Source organism: Nitrosospira sp. Is2, from assembly GCF_033095785.1.
Lineage (GTDB): Bacteria > Pseudomonadota > Gammaproteobacteria > Burkholderiales > Nitrosomonadaceae > Nitrosospira.
This window is the reverse complement of the sequence record NZ_CP137134.1, coordinates 3,197,550-3,212,258: the sequence shown is the minus strand read 5'-3', so window position 1 is coordinate 3,212,258 and position 14,709 is coordinate 3,197,550. Positions and strand designations below refer to the sequence as shown.

Sequence of the window (14,709 nt, the reverse complement as noted above, 5' to 3'; positions counted from 1 at the left end):
GTTGCGCGCCGGCGGACGAGCGGGGCCTGAAAACAGAGCTCATCCTTTTCCCCGTTTCATGTACCGTTCAAACAGTCGTTACCTGTCCAAACACGGTCGAGCATACGCCGGAGGGTGGGCGGCCACGGCTCAGCTACTAACTCATGCTCAGGAGGCTGCTGGCCCGTTGCGCATTACCTTCGGCGTTCTGGAGCAGCTTCATGTGCATCTCGAACTGGCGTGAAAGAGAGATCATATCCACCATCGCCTCGACCACGCTGACGTTGCTGCCCTCCAGCGCACCGCTGCCCAAGGTCACGTTCGCATCCGCCACTGCCTCAACCCCACTGTTAAGCCGAAACAGGCCGTCCAGCCCACGGGTGAGCTGAGCTTCGGGTGGATTGACCAGCTTGATGCGTCCGACCATGACGGCGATATTGGGCTCGCTCGTTCCCGCTCCCGCGGGTACAGTCGAGACGGTACCGTCCGTGCCAACAGAAACCTTGGCGTATGGCGGAATCGAAATAAGCCCTTCCTCCCCACGCACATTTAAACCATTACGCGTCTGTAATACGCCGTTCGCATTAACATGCAGATTGCCGTCGCGGGTATAGGCTTCTGTGCCATCTGCCATTTGAACAGCAATCCAGCCCCTGCCCTGCACCGCCACATCGATATCGCGCCCGGTCTGTTGCACTGTTCCGGGACGGAAATCCGAACCCGCAGTTGAATCCACGACAAACGCGCGCGTTGGCAGCGTATCGCTGAAGACGGGCACGGCGCGCAATGCGCTGATTTCTGCGCGGAAACCCGTAGTATTCGTGTTCGCGAGGTTGTGCGACACGGCGGCATGTTGCCCAAGCGTGTGCTTGGCTCCGGTCATGGCAACGTAGATCATGCGGTCCATAGTTACTCCTGTGACGAGTCCGCTCTAATTTATTGGTTTCCCGATCACCTCAGGTTGACAATTGTCTGGAGTATCTGATCTTGCGTCTTGATAGTCTGGGCATTTGCCTGATAGATGCGCTGCGCCGTGATCATATTGACCAGCTCCGAGGTCAGTTCCACGTTTGACTCTTCCACGGCGCCCGCCTGCAATACGCCGAGGCCGCTGGTACCGGGTGCGCCGACAAGCGCGGCGCCTGACGTGGAACTTTCCTTCCATGTATTGTTGCCCTGCACCGCAAGACCCTGCGGGTTGGCGAAATTGGCCAGCACAACCTGTCCGAGGTCGAGGAACTCGCCGTTGGAGTAACCGCCGCGAAGCGTGCCGTCCGGCGCGACTGAATAACCGGTGAGCTGACCGGATGTATAGCCATCCTGCGACAGCGCATTGACACCGGCAGGTGACCCGAACTGCGTTGTGCCTGTGAAGTCCAGGTCAAAAGTCAGAGGATTGGCGCCAGTTGTCACCGGTGATGTGATGCTGAAGACGCTGGAACCCGACGGGTTGAGGGAACCGTTCGGCAGGAAATTCAACGAACCAACGGCCAGTCCCCCGTTAAGCACGGCACCGTCGTTGGCAGCGAATACATCCCAAGTGTTCGCTGCGGTTTTGACGAAATAGGTCGACAGGTCCGTATCATTACCCAAGCTGTCATAGATTGGCAGTGAAGTTGAGCTATGGTAGGTGGCTGGATCGGTTGGATCGAAAGCAGCCGAACTCAACGCAGTCTCCCGTGAGTCGAGGTTAACCAATGCATTCACCTGGGTGGTGGTCGCGGGCGCCAGGTCGGCCTTGGAAATGCGCAAGTCGGTTGCTGAGCCCGAGATGATCTGGCCCGTAGCATCGGCCCCATATCCGGTGAGGCGAAGACCGTTACTGTTGACGATATAACCGTCCTTGTCCGGATGAAATTGTCCGTTGCGCGAATAACTGATCGCGCCCTGATCGCTCAAGCGGTAGAAGCCGTCGCCATTGACAGCAATGTCCAGCGGATTATTGGATACCGTAATGCTTCCCTGTCCGAACTGCTGCGCCACGGCTGCGACCTTCACGCCAATTCCCGCCTGGGTACCGCCGCCTCCCGATAGGGAGTTCGCGAACATATCGGCAAATTGAGTCTGTGACTGCTTGAAGCCAACTGTGTTGGTATTCGCTACGTTATTGCCGATAACTTCCAGATTCTTGGATGCGGCGTTCAAGCCGCTTAAACCCTGTTGAAAACCCATGATTGAATCCCCTATTCCCTGTTTTGATGAATGTTTTCGCTTTGCGACAACCGCGCGTCTCCGCTTAAAAACGTGGTCTGCCCAATGTCTATTCCCTGTCCTGGCAAATTGCCCGGCTAGTAAATCTGCCTGAGATCGGCCAATCCCATTGTACCCAGCGTTCCAACGTTAAGCCCGACGCCGTCCTTACCTTGCGATACGCCCTGAACTGTGCCGCGGGATAACGTCTGTGCTTCGATCTTCTGGTCCGCGCGCAGCGCTTCGACGCTGATGTTGTATTCGCCGTCGACCGCGGAGGTGCCGTCAGTGGTCTTGCCATCCCACGTCAGCGTCAGCGGCCCGGCGGTTCGTCCATCCAGGTCCATGACCTGTACCACGTGCCCGGCGGAATCGGATATCGTTATTTTTACCTTATCCGCAGCCTGCGCCAGGTCTACGCCGAATACTCCGCTCCCGCCGGAAAGCCGCAATGCGGAGCCGGGAACGAGCACATCCTTGCCGATCATGCCCGCGGCCTGTAGAGACTGGCCGGCGGTAATGCCGCTGGCCATGGCTGAGATAGTGGCATTAAGCTTTTCAATTCCGTTTACCGTGCTGATTTGCGCAAGCTGGGTCGTGACCTGGGCGTTATCGAGCGGGTTGAGCGGATCCTGGTTTTTCATTTGCGTCACCAGCAGCTTGAGAAACCGGTCCTGTATGTCATCAGCAGCGGGTTTTGCTGTGTTTTGCGCGCTATACGGCGCAAAAGGGTTCACAGTCGGCGGGGTGTCCTGAATGGCGCTCATGGGGGAATCCTTTATTGTCCAATGGTCAAGGTTTTTAGCAGCAACGTCTTCGCGGTGTTCATCATATCTACGTTATTCTGGTATGAGCGCGATGCGGAGATCATATCGACCATCTCTTCCACCACGTTCACGTTTGGCATAGTGACGAAACCCGCCGGATTAGCCATGGGATGAGTCGGTTCGTAAACCATTTTCATTGGCGACTGATTCTCGATCACGCGCGCCACCTTCACGCCGTGCGTGCTGCTGACGCCGTTCGGACCATTGGGGCCCATGCCATCCATTGGCGTAGTACTCGTGAATACGACCTGCTTCGCCTTGTACGGCTGGCCGTTTGAGCTGGTGGCGCTATCGGCGTTGGCAAGGTTGCTTGCAACGACATTAAGCCGCTGGTTCTGGGCAGTCATGGCAGAGCCGGCGACAACAAAAATATTGAACAGGGACATCTTCCGTTTCTCCTTTACCCTTTCGTTAACCTTGAATGGCGGCGCGCATTAACCTGATCTGCTCGTTGATGAAGGTAAGATTGGCCTCATAGTGAATCGCGTTGTCCGCGAATTGGCTACGCTCCACGTCCATATCCACGGTGTTGCCATCCACGCTGCCCTGGACCGCGGAACGGTATAGCACGGGCGTGCCGGCAGCGACTCCCCCTGGTGTTGGAATATGGTTCGGCGCACTTGTAGCCAGCCTGACAGCGCTGTTGACGGCGTTTCCGGCCACGACGCTGTTCAACGCGTCCTTGAAGCTGATGTCGCGGGCTTTATACTTTGGCGTGTCGGCATTGGCGATATTGGAAGCAATCAACTGCTGGCGGTGCGCGCGCAGGTTGGCCGCCTCCTGATAAAAACGAAATGTGGGATCAAGTTTATCGATCATGAAAGCTCCGTGACCACTCTTTGCTACGGTATCCACTACACATACCATCTTATTGGAAGGCGAACGGCGTCAATAGGCGAATCAGCGAGGGTAAAAACCTTCATCTCAAGGCTTTGAAACGTCTCATTCCAAATCCCGGCGAAGCGGTGTCGAGGCCGCCAGGTGCCCGGGCCGCTTATCCAGGGTTCTCCTTATAGCCGCGCACAGCAGCGCGCGGTGACGCAGCTGCAGTATGTCGGGTCGGCTTGCCGCCATCCTTCGATTAACCGAGAAAACACGCCTCACTTCCGGACCTCACAGAAAATTTACCCACTCTAGAATGCTGCTTGTTCACTTGCCTGTTCCGGACTATCGTTCCAGGAGTCCATCATGTCCATCACCTGCTTCCGGCTGCTGTCATTCGGTCTGAGCTTTATTACACTTGTTTCTGCCGCCGCTGCCTCGGCGCCTGTGAATCCGAGGCAGGACCCGCGCCTCATCCAGGAGGCCGTCATGAACTTCCTGCATGCACAGTCGGCTAGCCTGCCCGGCGAGGTCGAGATCACGCCCGGCATTATTGATACGCGGGTTAATCTCCCCGCCTGCGCAGCACTTGAAGCAACCTTGCCGCCGGGTAACCGCCCCTGGGGCAATACCGCCGTCGCGGTGCACTGTGCCTCGCCTCAGCAATGGACAATTTATGTGCGCGCGACGGTCAAGGTGGTGGCCGATTACGTCGTCAGCACCAGACCGATGAGGCAGGGACAGGTGCTCACTGCCGCTGACCTGACTACCCAAAGGGGTGACTTGGCCCAGCTGCCGCCCGGGATAATCACGGACTTTAATCGGGCTATTGGCAGCACGCTGACCGGCAGCCTTCCCTTCGGCAGCCCTCTTCGCCAGGACATACTGCGCGCCCCCGCGGCCGTGTTACAGAATCAAAGCGTCAAGCTTGTCTCAGGCGGACGCGGCTTCAGCGTCAGCGCAGAAGGCAGGGCCCTGAACAATGCGGCTGAAGGGCAACTGGTCCGGGTTCGCAGCGCGTCGGGCACGGTGGTGAGCGGTATCGCGCGGCCAGGGGCGATCGTGGAAGTGAGTTATTAATGGCGAAAGGTACGGCAGGATAAAGGACGGGCGGGGATCACTCCGCCCCGAATTCAAATGACGCTTACGGGCGCAACGGTGTAGTTTGCGATTTTTCGGGTGGGGCTGGTTTGACGCGCTAACGGATAATGAGTTGATTGATGGGTTGACTGTTTCTCCGCCTTCTGCGTGGAATGGCAGAAAAGCATCTAAACTTGCAGCGCGGTATGTAACAATACCGCGTGAAGCAGTAGATTTGCCTCAAGTTTTTCCATAAGGCTGCCGTTAGACTCTTCAGTTAAACCGCAGGAGAAACCACCCGTGAAAATCGATAATACAATAATGCCGACCCACGTTGGCGAGGCAGCAGCCTCAGCCACGAAATTCAGCCAAAGAACGGCGGAGCCCACCCCGGGCAACGATCAAGTACAACTAAGCGCGCAACTGCAGGATATAGAGAAAAAACTTGCGCAGGGTGAAGTTTTTGACGCCGGGCGGGTAGAGGAAATCAAGCAGGCAATCAGCGAGGGCCGCTTCGTGGTCAACCCCGAAAAAGTGGCCGATGGTCTGCTGGAAACTGTACGTGATCTTCTCCGCAGCAATCAAGGCTGACTTTGGAGCATCCCTTGACGGAAACAGTTTTTGATCCGGCACATTTCATCCGATCGGAATGCGATGCCATCCGTGATTTCATCGACACGCTGCGGCGGGAGCAAGCTGCCCTTAGGCAGGCCGACGTTTCGCTGCTCCCGCCCCTGGCAGAGGAAAAAGCGCAGCGGGCACAGCAACTTGCCCAGCTCGCCGATGCCCGCAAATGCCTGCTTTCAACGCAGGGCCAGCCTACGGATCGAGCCGGCATTGAACGCTGGCTGCAAGATTTTCCCGTCGCGGCGGACGCTTGGCAAGAGCTCATCCGGCTCGCAGAAACGGCGAGCCAGCTCAACAGCATAAATGGAAAGCTCGTCGGTCAGCGCCTGCGCTATAACCAGCAGGCGATCGCCGCGCTGCAAGACGCCACGCAGGTCGCCAGCCTCTACGGCGCCAACGGTCATACCCAGCCATTCCTGGTTGGACGGCAACTCGGCGAAGTTTAATCCCCAAAACGCTGCGCTGCGCCGTCGGACGACAGTCATCGCCGGAAGCAGGCCGCTTTACATCGGTCAGGCAGCGTGCCCCTTCAATACCTCGGGTAGCGCATCAGGCGGCATGTGGAATTTATCGGACGTACCGGGTGAGGCGCCAGGTTCAGAATCGGGAGATGACGACAAAATCGTGATGGTCACTCGCCGGTTCCGCATGCGGCCTTCCTCCGTGTCATTCGAATTCACTGGGCGGTATTCGCCGTAACCCGCGGCGATCAGCCGCGCCCCCGCTACGCCATTGTCAATCAGCAGGCGCACCACGCTGCTGGCGCGCACCGCGGATAACTCCCAGTTCGAGGGAAATTTCTCCGTGACGATAGGTATGTCGTCGGTATGGCCCTCTACGCGAATCATCTGGTCTCCGTCTTTCAGCACCTGCGCCACCGCCTCCAGCACCTTGCTGGAATCCTCCTGCAATACAGCCTGACCGGTAGCAAACAGCACACTCGCATTGATTTCGACGCTCAGGCCCCTATCGCTGTGGATGACCCTTACCTGACCATTCTCGATAAGTGGTCCGAGCGGAGCAAAGGCCGCCATGATGTCATGTGCGACCACCTCCATCCTTTCCCGACGCTGACGCTGGGCTTCCGCTGCGCGGCGTGCTTTTTTTGCCGCAACCTGCTCCTGTAGCGCCGGTTCATCCGGGGTCAGACTCAGGATATTCTGATGGTCTAATTTCGCCCCGAACGCACTCACGAGCGAACCCGTCAATATCCGATGCTTGCCTTCGTTAATATGTGAAATGGCGTACATCACGACAAAAAGAGCGAGCAACAGCGTTATGAAATCCGCGTACGACACCATCCAGCGATCGCGATTTTCCAGTTCTGCCAGCCGGTATCTTCCTCCCCGGTGGCGCCGCCGCGGTTGACGTTCGGTAGCTTTGTTGACGGGTTTCTTTGGCGATGGATAAGCCCTCGCCGGATTAACTCTCACACCATAACGCCCTTTCCCGCTGTAATCAGCCTGCATGGTTATGCATGAGAATTTTCTACCACGGTCACCACGATCTCAATTCCATCCCTGTCCGTGTTTTCCAGCATGCGTACGCCGTCTTCCTGACGGCAACTTAACCTGGGATTGGTTACACATGGCTCACTTGAGGTCGCTTTTGCGCCGGCCCGTAATCCGGCGGTCGCCGTTTTTCCTCCTGTCCGGGACACGCATGTGTCTGGCGTTGGGGTCCCGGCGATCCTCGCCGGATCGCCTCAGCACTTCTCGACGCTCGTCCCGCGGCACATCTTCGGTCGATTTATCGTCGGGCTTTGCCGCGCCTTCAAGTTTGCCGTCTTTGTCGTTCATTATTTCTCCTTTTAAAAATCGTTGCGACGTTGCCCTTGAAAGCACGGGTCACATCAGGCCATGTACCCACGCAGCCGCCCTGTTATCAGGCGGGGGTTCTCGCCATTGGCGATTCCCACCAGCCCGTCGACAAGCATTTCGCGCATCAGAACCTGGCTGGAAATCAGAGTCTTGAGTTTGCTTGCAATTGGCAGAAATGCCAGGTTAGCCAGACCCACGCCATAGATGGTCGCCACGAACGCGACCGCAATACCGGTGCCGAGATGTGCCGGATCGGAAAGATTCTCCATTACCTGGATAAGCCCCATCACAGCGCCGAGAATCCCGATAGTCGGGGCGTAGCCGCCGGCTGCTTCCCAGACCTTGGCGCCCTGGTGGTGGAGGTCTTCAAAGGTATCGATCTCTACTTCGAGCACGCGCTTCAGTACCATAGGCTCCGTGCCGTCGACCACGAGTTGCAATCCTTTTTTAATGAATGGATCGTCGATTCCCTCGACATGCGTATCAAGCGCCAGCAATCCCTCCTTGCGCGCAGCGGTGCTCCAGACCGCGATATGCTCGACCAGCGCGTCAGGGTCGAGCATCGGCGGAATAAATACCCACCGGCTCATTTTCATGCCGAGCACAAACTGGGCCACTGGACTTTGCAGCAGCACTGCCCCAAGCGTTCCGCCGAGCACGATGGCGAAAGCCGTGAACTGCATGAGCGACCCTGCATGGCCGCCTTCAAGCGCGTGTCCGCCAAAAATCGCGAGTAAAGCGATAACGATGCCGATTACGCTATTGAAGTCCACGCGCATTCCTTGAGCGTGGCACGCAGCCGCGCCACTGCCTGGCTATGTATCTGGCATACTCGGGACTCAGACACGCCGAGGATGGCGCCAATCTCCTTGAAATTCATTTCCTGCTCATAGTAAAGCCCCATGAGGGTTTTTTCCCGCGTGGGCAGAATGTCTATCGCGGCAATCAGTGCGTGGCGCAGGTCACCATCCAGTAAATTCGCCAATGGATCGGCACCGCTCGCGGCACAGTTGCGCTCAAGATAGTCGTCGTCTTCGCTGTCCGTGAAATCCTCGTAATGAACCAGCTGCGCTCCGCGCGCGTCGAGCAGCATTTGGTGATAGCCGTCAATGGTCACGCGAAGCTCGCCGGCGATCTCCTTTTCCGATGGCGAACGGCCGAGCCGCTGCTGCAGCGCGTTAATTGCCGCGTCGATCTGGCGCATATTTTTTCGCGCACCGCGCGGCAGCCAGTCCAGTTGGCGCAGCTCATCCAGCATGGCGCCGCGGATGCGCTGCTGGGCATAAGTCTCGAACTGCGCCCCGGGCATTTCCTCGTAGCGATTCAAGGCCTCCATCAAACCCATCATGCCAACCTGAATAAGATCGTCTGCCTCCACGCTGACTGGAAGCCTCGACATCATGTGATGGGCGATCCGTTTGACAAGAGACGCGAACTTTTCGAGATGTTGCTGTTTATCCATCGTGCCGGATGAGGTATACATGGCTATACTCGCTGTGAGCTTGCGGCAATGGCGTTTTGCCTGCCGCCTTGGTTGCCTTGCAGCAAACACTGCATGAAGCGTTCGAGTCCTGGTCCCTCGCCGTCCTGACACGGCAAGTGAGCCAGCGACTCTGCGGCGAAGCGAAATACGCAGGCTGAAGGGCTATTGGGATGCACTTCCGCCAGCCCGCGGCCCAGGCAATGCTTGCCATCGTATGCGACGAAGCCCAGGAGGTGGAGAGTGACGGCCAGATAGCGTTTGGCCGCACTTTCCATGTTCTCGAAAATTTTTCGCGCGTCCGCCTCCAGCTCCGTTTTGTTGAACAGGACGTGGTAGCGGCGCTTACTCTCGTGATGACTGCTGATATGCTTTATCAATGCATATGCCGCCGTAATTGAAGCGGGCTCTGGAGGGAGAACCATGACAATTTCGTGGCTGGGGAGAGCAAGGGGAAGCGCTCTGCTGTCCGATCCCGGTGCGGCATCAATCAGGACCACATCCACTGACGGGTCGATACCGGCAAATGCATCGATCAGATGGGTCTTGTCGTCCGTGCTGAGCTTTTCAAGAACCCTCATGCCACGTCCCGCCGGAAGGACACGGATACCTTCGCGGGCGGTAACGATCACCGCGTCCAGGGCCTTGTCGCGACGGATCACATCCAGCAGGTCGCGGTGAGCGTTCAAACCCAGCGTTGCGCAAATGTTGCGGGCCCCAACGTTCTCGTCAATTACCAGCACCTTCTTTCCATCGCGCGCCAGCGCCACGGCCAAACCGATCACGGTGGTTGTCTTGCCCGCGGCCGCGCTGCCGGATGTGACAGTTACAACGCGCACGAAATCCTGCATCAGCAAGCGTCGCAACCCATCGGCCTGATCGTGGATCTGCTCAGCCAAGTGAGAGTTCTCCTGTATCCAGCCCGGCGTTATCCTGGTTGCCGACGGTCATCGGCAGTAAAATTCCCTCGTCAGGCAGATCGAAGGAGGACATTGGCGGACTGTCCAGCGCGCCTGTTAACAGATTTGCCGCATCCGCCAACTCCAGGTCTTCCGGAACACGCTGGCCTTGCGCAACATAGTAAAGCGGCAAGGCATGGCGCACAGCGGTGTCGAGCGCACAACCCAGTATGACTGCTTCGTCCAGCTTGGTAATGATGGCGCCCGCCAGGCCATCGCCACGATAAGCATGGGCTACTTCGTTCAGCGTGTACCCGTTCGATGCCGCGTTGAGCAGCAGCAGGCGTTTCACCTCTGTGCCGCAACCAGCGAACATTGCGACCTGCTCCGCCACCATCCGGTCACGCTGACCCATACCAACGGTATCAATCAACACCAGGTGCTTGCCGCGCAGTTCAGTTAAGGCCAGTGTCAGGTCGTGCTTATCCCTTACCGCGTGCACGGCAACGCCCAAAATCTTGCCGTATATTCTGAGCTGCTCGTGCCCGCCGATCCGGTAGCCATCGGTCGTAAGCAATGCGAGTTTGTCGGCACCGTGCCGCACCACGCATCGCGCGGCAAGTTTGGCGGTAGTGGTCGTCTTGCCGACACCCGTTGGGCCTACCAGCGCATAAACGCCTCCTTTTTCCAGCATTTCATGTTCATTGCCGATGGTCTTGAGCTTTCCGCCGAGAACGGATTTGACATGATTGATCGCATCGACCTCACTGCTGACCGCGGGCATGTGAGCCACCAGTTCGCGGATAAGATCTTCGCTGAAACCCGTCTTCAGCAGCCGTTTTAATATCTGGCCCCGCATGGGATTCCGACGCTCCTCGTCATTCCAGCTCAGTGATGCCAACTGCTGTTCCAGCGCGCCCCGCATCGCCTTTATTTCTTTCAGCACGCTTGCTGCCACCTCGCTGGCTACCCCATGGGTATCGACCGCATCAGGCTGAGCTTTTTTGGCCGCTGCAGGAGTGCGAACCGCCTTGGCAGACCGCTTTGGAGGCCGCACATTTTCGGACACTTGCTCGCGACCGGGTTTGCTCTTTGGAACGGATGCGGCGGGTTGAGCGTCTGCCTGTATCGTTTCATTGGCATGCGAGAGTGCACGCCCGGATAGGGGTCTGTTACCGAACGACGTGGCCCCTGCCGTCCTTGTCCGCTCCGGTAATTGGGGCGTTGCGCCGAAGGATGCACTATTTGGTCGCTCGGCCCGAATCTCATCCTGTCTTTGCTCCCCGCCCCAGGGACGACCGTTTGCCGAGCTTTGGAATCCCTCATCGGCGGATCTGAAATCCGCGGCCCGATACCCCGGCCCGGCCACGCCACTATTAAGATGGAGCTGTGGCGAGAACGTCGCTCCTGATTCTTTTGAAATACGGGATGGTATCAACGCCGACATTGCATCCTGGTGCAGCGCCAGGATCTCGATTCCTCCATCGACCGATCGGTTGGAAAGGATGACGCCTTCGGGCCCGAGGGCGTCGCGAACCTTGCGCAATGCCTCGCTGGTGGTTTTTGCAACAAACCGTTTGATGCTCATGCTCTGGCTCCCAGAATGGAAGTAACTTTGATATTGCTCGAATCAGGTACTTCGGCGTGCGACAGAATCTTGAGTTGCGGCACCGCGCTGCGCAGAAACCGGGCAAGCAGTGTTCGCAGTGGCGCGGGCACAAGCAGGACGGGCACCAGCCCCACCTGCTCCTGTCGCTGGCTTGCCCCCGAGGCCTCGCGGAGAAGTGTTTCAGCCAGCCCTGGCTCGATGCCGGCCCCGTTTGGATTCGCATGCAGGGCGTGCGTCAGCAGTCTTTCGAGCCCCGAATCCAGCGCCATGACCTGCAGTTCCCCGGCTTGGGGCCATATTTGCTGGACAATCGCTCGGCCAAGGGCAATACGGACCAGAGCGGTTAATTCATGCGCGTCCTGCACCCGCGGCGCATGCTCGGTCAGGGACTCGACGATCGTGCGCATGTCACGTATATGCACGTTCTCGTCGACGAGGTTTTGTAGAACTTTTTGCAAGGTCGAAAGTGGCAGCAGTTTGGGGGTAAGGTCTTCCACCAGTTTGGGCGATTCTTTCGCCAAACGGTCAAGCAGCTGCTGCACTTCCGCGCGTCCGAGCAATTCTGCCGCGTGCGTATGTACCAGGTGATTCAGATGCGTGGCGACCACCGTGCCTGCATCCACCACGGTATAACCAAGCACTTGAGCCTGGTCCCGCTGGGCAGCATCAATCCATACGGCCGGCAATCCGAACGCGGGGTCCTTGGTGACGGCGCCGGGCAGGTTGCCTGAAACACTACCGGGATCGATTGCGAGAAATTGGCCGACATTGACCTCGCCTGTACCAATCGCCACCCCCTTAAGAGTGATGCGGTAGGCGTTCGGGCGCAGTTCGAGATTGTCGCGAATGTGCACCGGCGGTGGAAGATATCCGATCTCTTGCGCGAATTTCTTCCGTACTCCTTTGATCCGGCGTAGCAACTCGCCGTCCTGCGACTGGTCTACCAGCGAGATCAACCGATACCCGACCTCGAGCCCGAGAATATCAACCGGAACCACGTCGTCCCAGCTTGCGTCCTGCAACTCCGGTTGGGCCGCAGGCGCTGCTGCCGGCTGGGCAGTTGTGCCGCCCTTGCTGCGCCGCATCAGCAGGTAGGCGCCTCCGCCCAACGTTGCAGCGAGCAATAGAAAGGCAACGTGGGGCATGCCAGGGATAAGGCCCATGAGGCCAATGATCGAGGCAGTCAGGACCAGTACCTGGGGCTGTGAAAACAGCTGTCCCGCGAGTTGGGTGCTGATATCGTCGTCCGTTCCTACACGGCTTACCACAAGTCCCGCGGCGGTCGAAATGATGAGTGCGGGTATTTGCGCGACCAGGCCATCGCCAATTGCCAGCAGCGTATAGTTCCTCGCGGCGGTAGCAAGGTCCAGGTCGTGTTGCAGCATGCCTATGATCAGCCCGCCGATTACGTTGATGAAAAGAATCAGGATTCCCGCTATCGCGTCGCCGCGCACAAACTTGCTCGCGCCGTCCATCGAGCCAAAGAATTCCGCTTCCTGCGATATCCGGGCGCGCCGTTTGCCCGCCTCCTCTTCGCCGATGAGACCAGCGTTGAGATCGGCATCGATAGCCATCTGCTTTCCGGGCATCGCGTCCAGCGTAAATCGCGCTGAAACTTCCGCGATACGGCCCGCGCCCTTGGTAATGACGATGAAGTTGATCACCACCAGTATGATGAAAACGACAATACCCACGGCGTAATTGCCGCCCACGAGGTAATGTCCGAACGCCTCGATCACCTTCCCTGCGGCATCCGGCCCGGTATGGCCTTCCATCAGCACGATCCGCGTCGAAGCGACGTTGAGCGACAACCGGAGAAGCGTCGTGAGCAGGAGCACGGTGGGAAACGCTGCGAAATCCAGCGGCTTGAGCGTATTGATGCTCACCAGCAACACCATGATGGAGAGCGCGATATTGAAGGTGAACATCACGTCCAGCAGAAATGCGGGCAACGGCAAGACCATCATGCCAAGGATCACGAGTATCAGCAGTGGCGCAGCCAGGTTGCGCCCACTCACACTGGCCAGAAGGGATATTCGTCTCGTAATGGCATTCATGAGTCCAGCACTCGCGTGTGGCCGTCAGCAATGGAACTCTCGGGATCGAGTTCAGCGGGCACAGCCAGATTTTCCGGCATTGTGGGAACTCCGGCGCCACCTTGCGCATGTCCACCACCCTCCCGATAGCGGCGCAGCTGGTAAACGTAGGCGAGCACCTCGGCTACCGCGTTGTAGAGCGGTTGGGGAACCTCATCTCCCAATTCGGCGTGGTGATAGAGGGCCCGAGCAAGGGGCGGCGCTTCCATCACCGGTACGTCGTGCTCCCGCCCCACGTCGCGGATTTTCTGGGCCAGCAAATGTGCGCCCTTGGCGACCACGCGCGGCGCCCGCATCTTTCCTTCTTCATATTTGAGCGCTACTGAGTAGTGAGTCGGGTTGGTGATGATCACATCTGCCTTTGGAATTTCCGCCATCATGCGTTTTCTCGCCATCGAGCGCTGCTGCGCTCGGATGCGGGCCTTCACGTGAGGGTCGCCTTCCGTCTCCTTGTTTTCCTGTCGAACTTCTTCCTTGGTCATCTTCAGCTTGCGGTGGTGCTCCCAAAGCTGGAACGGCACATCCACCAGCGCGATCAGCGCCATGCTTCCCGCGATGGTTAGAAAACTGGTAATGACAAGTTCGCCCATGTAACCGGCCCCCGCCGTTATGGGAGCGGCAACGAGCGACAATACGGCTTCCTTGTTGTGCCACATTGCCCACATCGCCACGCCGCCGATAAGCGTTGCCTTGAGAAGCGCCTTGGCCAGTTCCACAAGGCTGTTCACCGAAAAAATACGGCCTATGCCGCTTATCGGGTTAAGCCGCTTGAAATCCGGCGCTACCGATTTCCAGGTAAAAAGCCAGCCGGAAACCAGCATCGGCGCGACCAACGCCACCAGGAACATCAGGATCAGAAAGGGACTGAAGGCGATCAGCATATCGGTCATCTGATCGAACAGGCGCTCCACCAGGCGCCCCGAATCGAAACTGGATTCCCGGGACACCCGCATGCCGTCCTTCATCAGAATGGCAAGCTGTGCCGCCAGATGTCCGCTCATCAGCCACAGGCCCGTGCCCGCCGCGATGAGGACTGTGAATGTCGAGAGTTCTGCCGAGCGGGCAACCTGGCCGTCCTCCCGAGACTTTTCCAGCCGCCGGGGCGACGCAGGTTCCGTTTTTTCTTGATCGCTTTCTTCGCTCACGCTGTTGCTTCCCAATATCCGCCCGCAGCGGTAGGCAATCTCCCGGCAAGGGGAACAATTGGCGCATGAAACACGCAGGCATTATTGAATGAGTCTGTAGCGAGCTATCGAGGGAAAAGAACGGAATTCGTCCCG

General features: G+C 58.1%; 17 protein-coding genes. 3 read left to right on the top strand and 14 right to left on the bottom strand.

The features are described 5' to 3' along the window. Nucleotides 1–136: 136 nt before the first annotated feature. From R5L00_RS14070 to R5L00_RS14045, 6 genes are all read right to left on the bottom strand, one after another. Nucleotides 137–886 (bottom strand): flagellar basal body rod protein FlgF, encoded by a 750-nt coding sequence (locus R5L00_RS14070; RefSeq protein ID WP_107693207.1) that lies wholly within the window; start codon nt 884–886, stop codon nt 137–139. 44 nt (nt 887–930) lie between these two features. Then, complete coding sequence (gene flgE / locus R5L00_RS14065) at nt 931–2,151, bottom strand: flagellar hook protein FlgE (protein ID WP_317652429.1); 1,221 nt, start codon at nt 2,149–2,151, stop codon at nt 931–933. A gap of 116 nt (nt 2,152–2,267) precedes the next feature. Continuing rightward, on the bottom strand, nt 2,268–2,936 hold the full coding sequence (locus tag R5L00_RS14060; RefSeq protein ID WP_317652428.1) for a flagellar hook assembly protein FlgD: 669 nt from the start codon (nt 2,934–2,936) through the stop codon (nt 2,268–2,270). 11 nt (nt 2,937–2,947) lie between these two features. After that, nucleotides 2,948–3,382: a flagellar basal body rod protein FlgC gene (flgC, locus tag R5L00_RS14055; RefSeq protein ID WP_317652427.1), complete on the bottom strand. Its 435-nt coding sequence runs from the start codon at nt 3,380–3,382 to the stop codon at nt 2,948–2,950. Between the two features lie 25 nt (nt 3,383–3,407). Further along, nucleotides 3,408–3,815 carry a flagellar basal body rod protein FlgB gene (gene flgB / locus R5L00_RS14050; protein ID WP_317652426.1) on the bottom strand — a complete coding sequence of 136 codons (408 nt, stop codon included), beginning with the start codon at nt 3,813–3,815 and terminating at the stop codon, nt 3,408–3,410. A 314-nt stretch (nt 3,816–4,129) separates the two neighbouring features. Then, complete coding sequence (locus tag R5L00_RS14045) at nt 4,130–4,309, bottom strand: hypothetical protein (RefSeq protein ID WP_317652425.1); 180 nt, start codon at nt 4,307–4,309, stop codon at nt 4,130–4,132. Here R5L00_RS14045 and flgA point away from each other — a divergent pair. The 3 genes from flgA to R5L00_RS14030 all read left to right on the top strand — a co-directional run bounded on the left by flgA (nt 4,308) and on the right by R5L00_RS14030 (nt 5,971). After that, complete coding sequence (gene flgA / locus R5L00_RS14040) at nt 4,308–4,898, top strand: flagellar basal body P-ring formation chaperone FlgA (protein ID WP_317652424.1); 591 nt, start codon at nt 4,308–4,310, stop codon at nt 4,896–4,898. The genes R5L00_RS14045 and flgA overlap by 2 nt on opposite strands. A gap of 300 nt (nt 4,899–5,198) precedes the next feature. Continuing rightward, nucleotides 5,199–5,489 carry a flagellar biosynthesis anti-sigma factor FlgM gene (gene flgM / locus R5L00_RS14035; RefSeq protein WP_317652423.1) on the top strand — a complete coding sequence of 97 codons (291 nt, stop codon included), beginning with the start codon at nt 5,199–5,201 and terminating at the stop codon, nt 5,487–5,489. Between the two features lie 14 nt (nt 5,490–5,503). After that, on the top strand, nt 5,504–5,971 hold the full coding sequence (locus R5L00_RS14030; protein WP_317652422.1) for a flagellar protein FlgN: 468 nt from the start codon (nt 5,504–5,506) through the stop codon (nt 5,969–5,971). A gap of 66 nt (nt 5,972–6,037) precedes the next feature. Here the strand turns inward: R5L00_RS14030 and motD are convergent, their stop codons facing one another. From motD to flhB, 8 genes are all read right to left on the bottom strand, one after another. After that, a complete protein-coding gene (gene motD, locus R5L00_RS14025; protein WP_317652421.1) occupies nt 6,038–6,994 on the bottom strand; it encodes a flagellar motor protein MotD in 957 nt (318 codons plus the stop codon). Nucleotides 6,995–7,117: 123 nt separating this feature from the next. After that, nucleotides 7,118–7,324 carry a hypothetical protein gene (locus R5L00_RS14020; protein WP_317652420.1) on the bottom strand — a complete coding sequence of 69 codons (207 nt, stop codon included), beginning with the start codon at nt 7,322–7,324 and terminating at the stop codon, nt 7,118–7,120. 53 nt (nt 7,325–7,377) lie between these two features. After that, nucleotides 7,378–8,118 (bottom strand): flagellar motor protein, encoded by a 741-nt coding sequence (locus tag R5L00_RS14015; protein WP_107693494.1) that lies wholly within the window; start codon nt 8,116–8,118, stop codon nt 7,378–7,380. Then, nucleotides 8,100–8,828 (bottom strand): RNA polymerase sigma factor FliA, encoded by a 729-nt coding sequence (locus tag R5L00_RS14010; RefSeq protein WP_317652419.1) that lies wholly within the window; start codon nt 8,826–8,828, stop codon nt 8,100–8,102. Before R5L00_RS14010 ends, R5L00_RS14015 begins: the two co-directional genes overlap by 19 nt. Before the next feature lie 2 nt (nt 8,829–8,830). Then, nucleotides 8,831–9,724 (bottom strand): AAA family ATPase, encoded by an 894-nt coding sequence (locus R5L00_RS14005; RefSeq protein ID WP_317652418.1) that lies wholly within the window; start codon nt 9,722–9,724, stop codon nt 8,831–8,833. Continuing rightward, complete coding sequence (gene flhF, locus R5L00_RS14000) at nt 9,717–11,312, bottom strand: flagellar biosynthesis protein FlhF (RefSeq protein ID WP_317652417.1); 1,596 nt, start codon at nt 11,310–11,312, stop codon at nt 9,717–9,719. The genes R5L00_RS14005 and flhF overlap by 8 nt, the downstream gene beginning before the upstream one ends. Beyond that, on the bottom strand, nt 11,309–13,390 hold the full coding sequence (gene flhA / locus R5L00_RS13995) for a flagellar biosynthesis protein FlhA (protein ID WP_317652416.1): 2,082 nt from the start codon (nt 13,388–13,390) through the stop codon (nt 11,309–11,311). Before flhA ends, flhF begins: the two co-directional genes overlap by 4 nt. Further along, a complete protein-coding gene (flhB, locus tag R5L00_RS13990; RefSeq protein ID WP_317652415.1) occupies nt 13,387–14,574 on the bottom strand; it encodes a flagellar biosynthesis protein FlhB in 1,188 nt (395 codons plus the stop codon). The genes flhA and flhB overlap by 4 nt, the downstream gene beginning before the upstream one ends. Nucleotides 14,575–14,709 lie beyond the last annotated feature (135 nt).

Bases quoted from the DNA above. Each gene is read 5' to 3' on its own strand.
- R5L00_RS14010 (WP_317652419.1), bottom strand. From the start codon at position 8,828: ATGTATACCTCATCCGGCACGATGGATAAACAGCAACATCTCGAAAAG.
- flhF (WP_317652417.1), bottom strand. From the start codon at position 11,312: ATGAGCATCAAACGGTTTGTTGCAAAAACCACCAGCGAGGCATTGCGC.
- R5L00_RS14070 (WP_107693207.1), bottom strand. From the start codon at position 886: ATGGACCGCATGATCTACGTTGCCATGACCGGAGCCAAGCACACGCTT.
- flgC (WP_317652427.1), bottom strand. From the start codon at position 3,382: ATGTCCCTGTTCAATATTTTTGTTGTCGCCGGCTCTGCCATGACTGCC.
- R5L00_RS14045 (WP_317652425.1), bottom strand. From the start codon at position 4,309: ATGACGGCCTCCTGGATGAGGCGCGGGTCCTGCCTCGGATTCACAGGC.
- R5L00_RS14060 (WP_317652428.1), bottom strand. From the start codon at position 2,936: ATGAGCGCCATTCAGGACACCCCGCCGACTGTGAACCCTTTTGCGCCG.
- flhA (WP_317652416.1), bottom strand. From the start codon at position 13,390: ATGAATGCCATTACGAGACGAATATCCCTTCTGGCCAGTGTGAGTGGG.
- flgE (WP_317652429.1), bottom strand. From the start codon at position 2,151: ATGGGTTTTCAACAGGGTTTAAGCGGCTTGAACGCCGCATCCAAGAAT.
- flgA (WP_317652424.1), top strand. From the start codon at position 4,308: ATGAACTTCCTGCATGCACAGTCGGCTAGCCTGCCCGGCGAGGTCGAG.
- R5L00_RS14020 (WP_317652420.1), bottom strand. From the start codon at position 7,324: ATGAACGACAAAGACGGCAAACTTGAAGGCGCGGCAAAGCCCGACGAT.
- motD (WP_317652421.1), bottom strand. From the start codon at position 6,994: ATGCAGGCTGATTACAGCGGGAAAGGGCGTTATGGTGTGAGAGTTAAT.
- flgB (WP_317652426.1), bottom strand. From the start codon at position 3,815: ATGATCGATAAACTTGATCCCACATTTCGTTTTTATCAGGAGGCGGCC.